This window comes from Nocardioides sp. WS12 (genome assembly GCF_014108865.1).
In the GTDB taxonomy this organism is placed as follows: Bacteria; Actinomycetota; Actinomycetes; order Propionibacteriales; family Nocardioidaceae; genus Nocardioides.
In genome coordinates, this window is record NZ_CP053928.1 from 4,605,106 (window position 1) to 4,617,422 (window position 12,317).

Consider the following 12,317-nt stretch of genomic DNA (forward strand, 5'->3'; position numbering starts at 1 on the left):
GTCAGTGCTGCGTCCACTCCTCCGACTGGGTGAGCCGGAACAGATAGACCAACGGCGGTACGACGACCACGACCGCCACCGCGACGGCGACCAGCAACGCCTGCAGGGTCGCCTGTGCTCCTGCTGCGTCCACGATGGTCACCTCGTCGACGAGCAACCACGGGTACTGCCCCACGCCCCAGCCGGACACGACCGACGCCACGGCGACGACCGCAGTGAGGCGGGCGATGGCGTAGCGCCGGCGCCAGAGCAGGACGAGCGTGGCGACGCTGGCCAGTGCGGCGAGCACGACGAGCGGTGCGGCCCGGCCCTCGAGGCCGGCCGCCAAAGTCGGCGCATCGTGGTCGATCGGCACCAGTGCGGCGAACACGACCGCACCGGTGACCACTCCGACGCCCAGCGCGCGGATGCGCAGTTCGTCGGCCAACCGGGTCTGGCCGGACCGCGCGGCCTCGGCGACGAGGAAGGTCCCGGCGAGGAACGCGCACGTGCCGACCGCGATCACGCCACCGAAGAGCGAGGTCGGGTTGATCCACGAGGACCAGCGATCGCCCGTGCCGTCGAGCGGCACCCGGCCCGACGCGATGCCACCCGCGATCGTGCCGAAGAAGAACGGCGTGATGATCGAGGACGCAGCGAAGATGATGCCGAACAGGCGGGCCTGGCCGAGCGTCTCGGAGAACTTGCGGAACGCGAAGCTCGCGCCCCGCAACACGATGCCGAGCAGGGCGAAGAGCAGCGGCAGCACCAGCGTCGTCATCGCGGCCGCGAAGGACTCGGGGAACGCCGTCCACCAGATCACCAGGACGTAGATCAGCCAGACGTGGTTGGCCTCCCACACCGGCCCGATGCTGTGGTCGACGAGCGTCCGCAACTCCGCTCCCCTGCGGCTGCCGCCCGCGGTCAGGTCGTAGAAGCCGGACCCGAAGTCGGCGCCGCCGAGGACGGCGTACGCGATGATCCCGACGAACAGGGCCGCTGCGACGGCCACCTCGATGCTCATTGCCGCACCTCCGGTGCGTACGGACTCGGCAGGTCGATCGCGCCCTCACGCCAGCGTCGCGCCATCGACCGGAGTACGACGACCGCACCCCACGTCATCAGCGAGTACACGACGGTCGTGATCCCGAGCAGCCACCACAGGCTCGCGGAGTAATCACCTGCGGCCTCGGTGGTGCGCATGACGCCGTACACGACCCAGGGCTGGCGGCCGACCTCGGTGGCGATCCACCCGGACTCGAGGGCGATCACCGCAAGGGGGCCGGCGGCCGCGGCGAAACGAAGGAACCAGCGCTTCTGCAGGAGGTCCTTGCCGCGGCGCCGCTGGACCCAGAACAGCACCACGGCGCCCGCGAGCAGGGTGCCGATGCCGACCATGGTCTGGAACGCGAGGTGGGTCATGTTGACGGGCGGGTGCTCGTCCTCGGGGATCGTGTCGAGCCCGGGGACGGGCTTGTCCGGAGAGTTCATGGCGATCAGCGAGCCGAGGTACGGGATGTCGATGGCGCCCTTGACCTCGCCGTCGATGAGCACTCCGCCGAGGCGCAGGGGCGAAGGACTCTCGGTGGTCTCGGCCAGTTCGAACGCGGCCAACTTGGCCGGTTGCCGCTCGTCGAGGCCGAAGCCGAGGACGTGGCCGACGAACGGCTGCGTGACCGCGGCGATCGACGCGAAGACGAAGGGCAGCATGAAGCCCAGCCGGTGGTGGGCGTCGCGACGGCCGCGGAGCATGCCGACGGCGTACACACCGGCGATGGAGAAGCCGGCAAGCATGTAGGCGCCGACCCACATGTGGGCGAACTGGAGGAACGCGTGCTGGTTGAACAGCACCGCCCACGGCTCGACGTCCGTGATCTCCACCTGCCCTGAGCCTGTCGAAGGGTCGACCAACTTGAAGCCGGTCGGCACGTTCATCCAGGCGTTGACTGCGAGTACGCAGTAGGCGCCGATGATTCCGGTGATCGCCATCGGCAGCACCATCATCACGTGCCGCTTCGGGGGCATCCGGCCCCAGCCGTAGAGGTAGATGCCGAGGAAGATCGCTTCCAGGAAGAAGGCCAGGCCCTCGAACGCGAACGGCAGTCCGAGGACGTCGCCGTACGTCCCCATCAGGCCGGGCCAGAGCACCCCCATCTCGAAGCTGAGCACGGTGCCGGACACGGCACCGATGGCGAACAGCACCGCCGAAACCTTGGCCCAGCGCTGCGCGAGACCCAGCGCGACCGGGTCGTTGCGACGGATGCCGCGCAGGTGCATCGCGAAGATCATCGCGGGGAACGCGACGCCGAAGCAGGCCAGGATGATGTGCCAACCCAGCGAGAGCGCCATCTGCTGGCGAGCCGGGAGCAGGCCAGCAGGCTCGGCCTCCGTGGCGAGATGGACCGCGAATTCGGCAAGGACGCTGGTGACGACATCGGGGGTCAACACGGAGCCGACGCTACTCCCTTGTGAATACTTTCACAAAGTCACTGCGGTGTTGTGCTGCTCACCCTCGGAGGTCGGTGATGGCGATCCGCACGGTGAGCGAATCCCCGGCCATCCGGATCCGTCCCCGCATGCCTGCGGCGAGCACCATCGGGAGCACGGCGCGGGTCTCGGAGGGCGCGGTGAGCACGATCTCCTCGGCTCCCTGGGACCGCGCGACCCGGGCCACCTCGGCCAGGAGTCGGGTGCCGACGCCCCGCCGGTGCCAGGCCGGATCGACCCACAGGTCCACAGGCCACGGGTGGTCAGCACTCTCTCCGGCCGAGACCTCGGCGCGGCCCGCCACCTTGCCGCCCGCGATCGCGGAGACGACCGAACCGTCGCGCACGTAGTCGGGATCTCCGGCGCCCGGCTGGTGCGGCGCTGGCGGCGCCTGGGCGTCCAGGACCTCGCCGACCAGCTCGGCGAGCGCAGCCGCGCGGGCCCGCTCGGTCGCCGTGAAGGGTGGAGTACGACGGATCTGGATCGTTGCGGATTCCCCGACGGTCATTTCAAGGACGTCGGCGGAGGCGTCACTGGCGGCGACGTCGGCGTCGAACAGGTGCGCCGCCACCTCCGGGAAGGTCGCCGGCTGGGCGATGATCGCGCGCACGGCCTGGACGTACCGGGTCGGCTGGTCCTCGAGCGCGGCCGTCGTGACCGGAACCGCCGACACCGCCGCTCCCCCAGCGCTGGAGACGAGGTCGAGCAGGTGGTCGCGGGTCCAGTCCGCAGGAACCTGCAGGACGAACTCGTCGGTCACCGAGCCTTCTTCAGGGAAGACCTGGACCGTCTGGATGTTGACTCCGGCCCGCCCGCAGGCCGCAGCAAGCTCCGCCAGGGCTCCCGGTCGGTCAGGCAATCCGGCCCGCACTCGCCACAACATGTGCCCACTATGCCGGACCGAGGTGACAGCAGGCGATCACCAATGTTGCGGCAGGCAACGCAAAAACGACACCGACCCGGCTCGCTCGCGCGAACCGGGTCGGTGGTTGATCAGTTGATCAGGGCCGTGGATCAGTGACCGTGTCCGTGTCCGTGGCCGTGACCACCCGCGTCGGGGGCCTCTTCCTCGGGCTTGTCGACGATCAGCGTCTCGGTCGTGAGCAGCAGGCCCGCAATGGAGACCGCGTTGACCAGAGCCGACCGGGTCACCTTGACCGGGTCGATGACGCCCTGGGCAACCAGGTCGCCGAACTCGCCGGTCGCGGCGTTGTAGCCGAAGCTCGCGCCGTGCTCGGCAAAGCCCTCGCGCACCTTGTTGGTGATGACGTAGCCGTTGACGCCGCCGTTCTCGGCGATCCAGCGCAGCGGCTCCTCGGCGGCCTTGCGGACGATCCGGACACCGGTCGCCTCGTCGCCCGTCAGGCCGAGGTCACCCTCGAGCACGGCCACAGCGTGGATCAGGGCCGAACCACCGCCGGGCACGATGCCCTCTTCGATCGCGGCGCGCGTCGCGGAGACCGCGTCCTCGATCCGGTGCTTCTTCTCCTTGAGCTCGACCTCGGTGTGGGCACCGACCTTGATGACCACGACGCCGCCGGCCAGCTTGGCCAGGCGCTCCTGCAGCTTCTCGGAGTCCCAGTCGGAGTCGGAGGTCTCGATCTCCTTCTTGATCTGCTCGACGCGACCCGCGACGGCAGCGGCGTCGCCGGCACCGTCCACGATCGTGGTGTTGTCCTTGGTGACGACGATGCGGCGGGCGCTGCCCAGCACGTCGAGACCGACCTGGTCGAGCTTGAGGCCGACCTCCGGCGAGACGACCGTGGCGCCGGTGAGCACCGCGATGTCCTGCAGGATCGACTTGCGACGGTCGCCGAACGCGGGCGCCTTGACGGCAACAGCGTTGAACGTGCCACGGATCTTGTTGACGACCAGGGTCGACAGCGCCTCACCGTCGACGTCCTCGCAGAGGATGAAGAGCGGCTTGCCGGCCTGGATGACCTTCTCCAGCAGCGGCAGGAGGTCGGCGATCGCCGAGATCTTGCCCTGGTTGATGAGGATGTACGGGTCGTCGAGGACGGCTTCCTGGCGCTCCGCGTCGGTGACGAAGTACGCCGAGATGTAGCCCTTCTCGAACTGCATGCCCTCGGAGAACTCGAGCTCGGTCGAAGGAGTGTTGGACTCCTCGACGGTGATCACACCGTCCTTGCCGACCTTGCCGAACGCCTCGGCGAGCAGGTCGCCGATGTGGCTGTCACGCGAGGAGACGGTCGCCACGGAGGCGATGTCCTTCTCGTCGTCGACCTCACGGGCGGCAGCCGCGAGCGCGTCGCCGACGGCGGCGGTCGCGAGGTCGAGGCCACGCTTGAGGCCCATCGGGTTCGCGCCGGCGGCAACCGCGCGCAGTCCCTCGTGGACCAGTGCCTGGGCGAGCACGGTCGCGGTCGTCGTACCGTCACCGGCGACGTCGTTGGTCTTGGTCGCGACCTCCTTGGTGAGCTGCGCACCAAGGTTTTCGAAGGGGTCGTCCAGCTCGATCTCACGTGCGACGGTCACGCCGTCGTTGGTGATGGTCGGCGCGCCCCACTTCTTGTCGAGGACGACGTAGCGGCCCTTCGGGCCGAGCGTCACCTTGACGGTGTTCGCGAGGGCGTCGACGCCGCGCTCGAGCGCACGCCGGGCGTTCTCGTTGAACTCCAGGATCTTGGGCATTGCTTGTACGGCCTTTCAGGGATTGCGGCTGGGGTGATCTGGCGCCCGGCTGGCAAGCCGGGGGCGCGAAGGCGACCTTTGAGCGAAGCGGTCGTCGAGCGCCCCCGGCGCAGCCAGGCGGGATGCCAGGTCAGCCCAGAACGGCGAGGACGTCGCGCGCCGAGAGAATGAGGTACTCGACGCCGGAGTACTTGACCTCGGTGCCGCCGTACTTGCTGTAGATGACCTTGTCGCCAACGGCGACGTCGAGCGGGACGCGGTTGCCGTTGTCATCGATGCGGCCGGGGCCGATCGCCAGGACCTCGCCCTCCTGGGGCTTCTCCTTGGCGGTGTCGGGGATGACCAGGCCGGACGCCGTGGTCTGCTCCGCCTCGAGGGGCTTGACGACGATCCGGTCCTCGAGGGGCTTGATGTTGACCGACACGATGTCGACCTCCACTTTCTGAGCTGACTGCTTGGGTTCGGTGGGCGTGCGCCGGGAAGCGGACTTCCCGGCCAGCATTGGCACACTCGATGCGAGAGTGCCAACCACGAAACTAGCACTCTCCGCAAGTGAGTGCCAGAGCGACCCCTGGACGAGATGGCCGAACTTCTGCCACGGCCCTACCAAAGTCGGTTGACCCACCGCACCTGTCCGCCGCTAGCGTTCAAGCATGTTCGCTGCGCTCGGTCGGTTCGTGACTCGGTTCCGTTGGTTCGTCATCGCCGGGTGGGTGTTGATCGCCGTCATCGTCGGCGCCACCGCGCCCGCTCTGGAGTCCACTCAGGACAACTCGGAGTTCCTGCCCGACCACTACGAGTCGATCCAGGCCCTGAAACTGCAGGAGGCGGAGTTCTCCGATGCCTTCTCCCCCGGCGCGATCCTCGTCTTCGAGCGCAAGGACGGCGCAAAGCTGACGGCCGCCGACCAGACCGCGGCCGTCGAGGTCGCGACCGAGGTCGGGTCGACGCTGGGCAAGAAGACCTTCCAGCAGGTCGTCATCACCCAGAACGAGGAGGGCAAGCCCAACCTGTCCGCCGACGGGACCGTGATGTTCGGGATCGTCCCGCTCGCCGACGGCGCCTCGGGGTACGACCCGCAGGCCTTCGACGACGCCGAGGACCTCCGCAAGGAACTGGGCGACCTCGAGAAGGGCACCGACCTCGAGATCCGTACGACGGGCTCGGTCCCCCAGGGCCTCGACTCACAGGAGTCCGGCGAGACCACCCTGCTGATCGTGGGGATCGTCACCGTCGTCCTGATCGTCGGCCTGCTCGCCCTGATCTTCCGCAGCGTGCTGATCTGCCTGCTGCCGGTGGTCACCGTGGCGCTCGTGTCGGTGATCGCCACCGGCGCGATCGCCTGGGCCAACGACATCTTCGACCTCAAGGCCGACTCCTCGGTGCAGCAGATCCTGATCGTCGTCCTCTACGGCGTCGGGACCGACTACATCCTGTTCTTCCTCTTCCGGCACCGCGAACGAATGCGCCAGGGCGCGGCCGTGCGGGACTCCGTCGTGCACAGTCTCGACCGGGCCGGCGAAGCGATTGCGTCCGCCGGAGGCGCGGTGATCGTCGCGTTCATGGCCTTGATCCTCAGCTCCCTGAGCATCTTCCGGGCGATCGGCCCGGCCCTGGCGATCGCAGTGTTCGTCACGTTGATTGCGGCTCTCACCTTGGTTCCGGCCATCGTGTCCCTGCTCGGCAAGGCGCTCTTCTGGCCGTCGAAGTCCTGGCAGAAGGAGCCGAAGCACGGCACCTTCATCAAGCTCGGCAACACCGTCGGTCGCCACCCCGGCCGCACCGCGCTGGTGTCGGGCGGAGCGATGGCGGTGCTCGCGATCTTCGCGCTCAGCTTCAACCCGTCCTTCGACTTCAACTCGAGCCTGCCGGACGGCGTCGAGTCGACCGAGGCGATGGAGACCTTCCAGGAGCACTTCTCCGCCGGAGCGGCCGAACCCGTCCCGGTGCTCGTCGACACCAAGGGCGCCGACGTCACCCCCGCGCAGCTCGAGACGTTCAAGACGGCGCTCGGCGAGGCCAAGGGCGTGGACGAGGTGGCCGGACCGATCCCGTCCGCAGACAAGTCGGCCTACCAGTACTACCTGACGCTGTCCGACGACCCGGTCTCCGATGTCGCCCAGGACAACGTCAGCGGACCCATCCGGGACGCCGCGCACGAGGCCGCGCCCGACGGGACCGAGGCCTACGTCGGAGGAACGCCCGGCATCTTCGCCGACATGTCGTCAGCGATGGCCCGCGACTACAAGGTCGTGTTCCCGGTCGCCGCGGCCGTCATCATGCTGATCCTCGCCCTCCTGCTGCGCAGCCTGGTCGCGCCGTGGTTCCTGATGGCCGCCGTCGGGCTCGGCTTCGCCGCCACCCTCGGCACCACGGTGATCGCGTTCCAGTTCATCGGCGGCGAGTCCGGCCTGATCTTCATGCTGCCGATCTACATCTATCTGTTCGTCACCGCGCTCGGGACGGACTACAACATCCTGATGATCGCCCGACTGCGCGAGGAGGCCCAGGAAGGCCGCGATCCGCACGAGGCAGCAGCCCGGGCGGTGACCCACGCGGGACCGACAATTGCTGCCGCGGGTGTGATCCTGGCCGGCACGTTCGCATCCCTGATGCTCGGCGGCAACACGCTGATCGTGTCGATGGGCTTCGCGCTCGCCGTCGGCATCCTCATCGTCTCGTTCGTGATGTCGATGTTCTTCACGCCGGCGCTGACGTCACTGCTCGGCCATGCCGCCTGGTGGCCCGGACACGGCGACGCGACGAAGCACGAGGACGCGCCGACCCCGGAGTCCCTCACCACCTGACAGGATCACCGGGTGGACATCGATGCCTTCCGGTGGTTGCTGACCGACGACGGCCAGACCTTGCTCGCCGAGGCGACCGCGCTCGTCGACAGCGGCGCGAGCGCCCTGGCTGCGGGCTCCGCCCTTCGTCGTACGACGTCCGCGGAGCGTGCTGCGACGGCACTCACGCAGGTGGACCTGCGTGTCCGTGCGGTGGCGAAGTTCGGTGACCTCGCACCCCGGATGTACTTCACGCCGGACGCGCTCGAACAGTCCACCCGGCTCCGGGTCGCCGAGCACCGGGCCGGTCGGTACACCGCGTTCGAGGCGACCAGCCTGATCGACCTGGGCTGCGGGATAGGCGGCGACCTGATCGCTGCGTCCCGGGCCGGGATCGTCTGCGCCGGTGTCGACCTCGACCCGGTGCGGGTGGCCGTCGCCGAGGCGAACCTCGCTGCCCTGGGCCTGGCCGGTGCGGTGCAGGTCGCCGACGCCACCGAGGTCGACCACCGGGCCTTCGACCTGGCCTTCGCCGACCCCGCGCGACGTACGGGTGCCGGGCGCAGTTTCCGGGTCGAGGACTGGACGCCGCCATGGACCTGGGTCGAAGGACTGCTCCGGCGCGACGCCTGCGTCAAGGTCGCCCCCGGCATTCCGCACGCGCTGATTCCCGAGGGCGTCGAGGGCGAATGGGTCAGTGACGAGGGCGAGGTCAAGGAAGCCGCCCTGTGGGCCGGACGCACCGCGACGGTCGCCCGCCGCGCGACCGTCATCGGATCCGGCGGCCTCGCCAGCATCACCGACGAGGACGACCCCGGCCCGGCAGCCGTGGGTGTCCGACCGGTCGGCGCCTTCCTCTACGAACCCGACGGCGCGGTGATCCGGGCAGGACTGGTGACTGCGGTCGCGGCCGGCGTCGACGGGGGCCTGATCGACACGAAGATCGCCTACGTCACGGCGGACACGGCGTTCCGCTCCCCCTTTGCCCGCGGCTACCGGGTGATCGAGGAACTGCCCTACCGCGAGAAGCAACTCAAGGCGGCACTGCGCGAGCGCAGCATCGGTCGGCTGACGATCAAGAAGCGCGGCGTCGACGTCGTACCGGAACAGCTGCGCAAGCGGCTGGCCCTGAGCGGCGACAACGAGGGCACGATCGTCCTCACCCGCGTCGCCGGCGAGGGCACCGCGCTCCTCGTGCAGCCGTTCTGACCCGGGTCACGAAGAACCTTCTCCGGAAATCGCGTGATGTTCCGGCGCCCGACGCGTCTGGATTCTCGAACCCTCGGGAACCAAGGAGTCAGAGATGTCCAACCACGCGACCGTCAAGCACCGCGCGACACAACCGATGCCCATCACCGATCGCGCCGTCAACGCCGGCGCCCACCGCAGGCGGCGACTGTCCAGCCTGCCCATCGCCGGCATCCTCGGGATCATCCTGATCATCGTGGCCGCAGTCCTCGCGACCAGGGGCTGAGGTGCGGCTCTCCCTGCGGTCGCTCGTCGCCGTCGTCAACGACCTCTTGATCCGGCCGCTCCGCGGACGCCGGCGCTGATCACGGCTGCTGCGGGTTCACGCGAGCGCCGCTCGCAAACGGGCCGCGATGTCAGCGACATTGGCCGGAGCCTCGCGACCGACGCCGACCATGTTGAAGAACCCATGGATCATCGACGGGTAGCGCTGCGAGGTGACTTCGACACCGTGCTGGGCAAGGAGGGCGGCGTACGCCTCACCCTCGTCGCGCAGCGGATCGAACCCGGCCGTTGCCACAAATGCGGGAGCCAGCCCCGCAGGTAGATCGGTCCGGAGACCGGGCGATCCGAGAGGGGCGCTCCTTGCTTCCTCGTCCGGGAAGTACCAGTCGGAGAGCCGGTCCATCCCCTCCTTCGTCAGGTAGAAGCCGCCACCGTCGAACAGCTCCCTGCTCCGTGAGCGATGGACCCAGTCGACGGCCGGGTAGATCAGCATCTGGAAAGCCATCGGCAACCCGGCCTCTGCGACCTGGATCGCGGTCGTGGCCGACAGCATGCCGCCGGCGGAATCTCCACCGACAGCGAGACGGTCCGGGTCGGCGTCGAGCGAGTCGGCGTTCTTCACCATCCACTGATAGGCGGCGAAGCAGTCCTGCACAGCCGCCGGGTAGGGATTTTCGGGGGCGAGCCGGTAGTCGATGGACAACACCTGTACGCCGGAGCGCTCCGCCAGCACGCGGCAGGCCCCGTCGTGGCTGTCGATGTCACCGAGCGCCATGCCCCCGCCGTGGATGAACATCAGCGTCGGGATCGCGTCGGTGCCCAGGCGCTCGGTGGGGACGAACAGGCGCGCCGCCAGGGGTCCCTCGGCCCCGTCGACGGTGAGGTCGCGCACGGACCCGATCGGTTGCTGGCCGGCCACCATCTTGCCCTGGGTCACCACGACGGGCCGGGCATCGACTGCCGACAGCCCGACACCCAACCCGGGTTGCCGGGTCAGCTTCTGCAGCTTGAGCAGCATCTCGGTCTCGGCGGCGAGCGTCTGGCCATCCACCACGACCGGCTTGCCCAGCAGAGCTCTCTGGACGCGTTCGGGCAAGCTCAGCGCGGTGCGAAGGATGACCGTCTCAACAGCGACCTTGAGTGCAGACATGCGGGACAAACTACCCGCGGCCGAGGGCCTCAGCCTCCGCACCGATCGTGGTGTCCGCGCCGTGGCCGGTGTGCACGACCGTTTCGTCCGGCAACGCGAACAGCGTCGCCCGGATCGAGGCCTCCAGCGTCGGTCGGTCGCTGAACGAACGACCGGTGGCACCGGGCCCGCCCTGGAACAGGGTGTCGCCGGTGAACACACACCTCAGGTCCGGCGCGTACAAGCACACCGACCCCGGCGCATGACCCGGTGTGTGCAGCACCCGGAGCGTCGTACCGGCGACCTCGAGGGTCTGCCCGTCCGACAGGTCCACGTCCCAGAGGTGGTCGAGGTGGGTCATCGTCCACAGCACCTTGTCATCGGGGTGCAACAGGATCGGCGCGATCACCAGCTCGCGGAGCTCGGGAGCGACCCGGATGTGGTCGTCGTGGGCGTGGGTGCAGACGATCGCCCTGACCTTGCGGGTCCCGACGACCGCGATGATGTCGTCGACCGAGTGCGGGGCGTCGATCACGATGCACTCCTCGTCGTCACCGATCACCCAGATGTTGTTCTCGACGTCGAAGGTCTCCCCGTCCAGGGAGAAGGTGCCGCTCGTGACGGCGTGGTCGACCCGCACCTGACCGGCCATCAGAGCACGACCACCGAGCGCAGTACGTCGCCGTGGTGCATCTTGTCGAACGCCGCCTCGATCTCGTCGAGGCCGATCTCCTCGGACACGAACGCATCCAGGTCCAGGCGCCCCTGCCGGTACAGGTCGACCAGCATCGGGAAGTCGCGACTGGGCAGGCAGTCGCCGTACCAACTGGACTTCAGGGACCCACCGCGTCCGAAGACGTCAATGAGCGGGATCTCGGGGATCTTCATGTCCGGAGTCGGTACGCCGACCAGGACCACTGTGCCCGCGAGGTCGCGGGCGTAGAACGCCTGCTTCCAGGTCTCCGGCCGGCCCACGGCCTCGATCACCACGTCGGCGCCGTCCGCGCCGTCCGCGCCGTCGTAGGTCTCCGCACAGATCCGCTTGATCTCCTCGACCGGGTCGACCACCGAGGAGTCCACCGTGTGGGTGGCCCCCATCCGGCGAGCGGTCTCGAGCTTCTTCGCGTCGATGTCGACCGCGATGATCGGGCTGGCACCCGCCAGCGCCGAGCCGGCGATCGCAGCCACGCCGACGCCACCACAACCGAGCACAGCGACGCTCTTGCCGCGGGTCACCGCTCCGGTGTTGATCGCCGCACCGATGCCGGCCATCACGCCACAGCCCAGCAGGCCGACGGCCGCGGGACGAGCCTGCGGGTCGACCTTCGTGCACTGGCCCGCAGCCACCAGCGTCTTCTCGGCGAACGCGCCGATACCCAGCGCGGGAGAGAGCTCGGTCCCGTCCTCGAGCGTCATCTTCTGCTTCGCGTTGTGCGTGTTGAAGCAGTACTGCGGCTCCCCACGTCGGCACGCTCGGCAGTCGCCGCAGACCGCGCGCCAGTTCAGGACCACGAAGTCGCCCGGCGCCACGCCGGTGACCTCGGGACCCACGGCCTCCACGACCCCGGAGGCCTCATGGCCCAACAAGAACGGGAAGTCGTCGTTGATGCCGCCCTCCCGGTAGTGCAGATCCGTGTGGCACACCCCGCACGTCAACACCTTGACCACGGCCTCGCCCGGACCCGGGTCCGGGACGTTGATCAACGCGATCTCGACCGGCGCTCCCTTGCTACGAGCGATGACGGCGCGGACCTGCTGCATGATGCCTCCTGCACGGTGATGAGCTGAATCACCACCGTAGCGGCCGAGCG

General features: G+C 68.8%; 11 protein-coding genes. 3 read left to right on the top strand and 8 right to left on the bottom strand.

What is annotated here, in order from left to right:
* Position 1: 1 nt before the first annotated feature.
* From HRC28_RS22205 to groES, 5 genes are all read right to left on the bottom strand, one after another.
* The gene (locus HRC28_RS22205; RefSeq protein WP_182377538.1) at positions 2–1,003 is read right to left on the bottom strand and encodes a cytochrome d ubiquinol oxidase subunit II; all 1,002 of its coding nucleotides are present in this window, start codon (positions 1,001–1,003) and stop codon (positions 2–4) included.
* The gene (locus HRC28_RS22210; RefSeq protein WP_237111610.1) at positions 1,000–2,427 is read right to left on the bottom strand and encodes a cytochrome ubiquinol oxidase subunit I; all 1,428 of its coding nucleotides are present in this window, start codon (positions 2,425–2,427) and stop codon (positions 1,000–1,002) included. Before HRC28_RS22210 ends, HRC28_RS22205 begins: the two co-directional genes overlap by 4 nt.
* A 58-nt stretch (positions 2,428–2,485) precedes the next feature.
* Entirely contained in the window at positions 2,486–3,349 is an 864-nt protein-coding gene (locus HRC28_RS22215) for a GNAT family N-acetyltransferase (RefSeq protein ID WP_182377540.1), read from the bottom strand.
* A 131-nt stretch (positions 3,350–3,480) separates the two neighbouring features.
* Positions 3,481–5,118, bottom strand: a complete 1,638-nt coding sequence (gene groL / locus HRC28_RS22220) for a chaperonin GroEL (RefSeq protein ID WP_182377542.1) — start codon at positions 5,116–5,118, stop codon at positions 3,481–3,483.
* Between the two features lie 130 nt (positions 5,119–5,248).
* The gene (groES, locus tag HRC28_RS22225; RefSeq protein ID WP_182380895.1) at positions 5,249–5,542 is read right to left on the bottom strand and encodes a co-chaperone GroES; all 294 of its coding nucleotides are present in this window, start codon (positions 5,540–5,542) and stop codon (positions 5,249–5,251) included.
* Between the two features lie 229 nt (positions 5,543–5,771).
* Here groES and HRC28_RS22230 point away from each other — a divergent pair, with 229 nt between their 5' ends.
* From HRC28_RS22230 to HRC28_RS22240, 3 genes are all read left to right on the top strand, one after another.
* Positions 5,772–7,925, top strand: a complete 2,154-nt coding sequence (locus HRC28_RS22230) for an MMPL family transporter (RefSeq protein WP_182377543.1) — start codon at positions 5,772–5,774, stop codon at positions 7,923–7,925.
* A 12-nt stretch (positions 7,926–7,937) separates the two neighbouring features.
* On the top strand, positions 7,938–9,113 hold the full coding sequence (locus HRC28_RS22235; RefSeq protein ID WP_182377545.1) for a class I SAM-dependent methyltransferase: 1,176 nt from the start codon (positions 7,938–7,940) through the stop codon (positions 9,111–9,113).
* A 94-nt stretch (positions 9,114–9,207) separates the two neighbouring features.
* Positions 9,208–9,378 (top strand): hypothetical protein, encoded by a 171-nt coding sequence (locus tag HRC28_RS22240; protein ID WP_182377547.1) that lies wholly within the window; start codon positions 9,208–9,210, stop codon positions 9,376–9,378.
* Positions 9,379–9,474: 96 nt separating this feature from the next.
* Here HRC28_RS22240 and HRC28_RS22245 read toward each other — a convergent pair whose 3' ends face one another.
* Genes HRC28_RS22245 through HRC28_RS22255 form a run of 3 tightly spaced genes read right to left on the bottom strand, consistent with a single transcriptional unit; the run spans position 9,475 to position 12,267 of the window.
* On the bottom strand, positions 9,475–10,527 hold the full coding sequence (locus tag HRC28_RS22245; protein WP_182377548.1) for an alpha/beta hydrolase: 1,053 nt from the start codon (positions 10,525–10,527) through the stop codon (positions 9,475–9,477).
* 10 nt (positions 10,528–10,537) lie between these two features.
* On the bottom strand, positions 10,538–11,158 hold the full coding sequence (locus HRC28_RS22250) for an MBL fold metallo-hydrolase (protein WP_182377549.1): 621 nt from the start codon (positions 11,156–11,158) through the stop codon (positions 10,538–10,540).
* On the bottom strand, positions 11,158–12,267 hold the full coding sequence (locus HRC28_RS22255) for an S-(hydroxymethyl)mycothiol dehydrogenase (protein ID WP_182377550.1): 1,110 nt from the start codon (positions 12,265–12,267) through the stop codon (positions 11,158–11,160). The genes HRC28_RS22250 and HRC28_RS22255 overlap by 1 nt, the downstream gene beginning before the upstream one ends.
* Between the last annotated feature and the right edge of the window lie 50 nt (positions 12,268–12,317).

Coding starts and splice junctions, on each gene's coding strand:
- HRC28_RS22205 (WP_182377538.1), bottom strand. CDS start 1,003: ATGAGCATCGAGGTGGCCGTCGCAGCGGCCCTGTTCGTCGGGATCATC.
- HRC28_RS22215 (WP_182377540.1), bottom strand. CDS start 3,349: ATGTTGTGGCGAGTGCGGGCCGGATTGCCTGACCGACCGGGAGCCCTG.
- groL (WP_182377542.1), bottom strand. CDS start 5,118: ATGCCCAAGATCCTGGAGTTCAACGAGAACGCCCGGCGTGCGCTCGAG.
- HRC28_RS22230 (WP_182377543.1), top strand. CDS start 5,772: ATGTTCGCTGCGCTCGGTCGGTTCGTGACTCGGTTCCGTTGGTTCGTC.
- HRC28_RS22240 (WP_182377547.1), top strand. CDS start 9,208: ATGTCCAACCACGCGACCGTCAAGCACCGCGCGACACAACCGATGCCC.
- HRC28_RS22245 (WP_182377548.1), bottom strand. CDS start 10,527: ATGTCTGCACTCAAGGTCGCTGTTGAGACGGTCATCCTTCGCACCGCG.
- HRC28_RS22250 (WP_182377549.1), bottom strand. CDS start 11,158: ATGGCCGGTCAGGTGCGGGTCGACCACGCCGTCACGAGCGGCACCTTC.
- HRC28_RS22255 (WP_182377550.1), bottom strand. CDS start 12,267: ATGCAGCAGGTCCGCGCCGTCATCGCTCGTAGCAAGGGAGCGCCGGTC.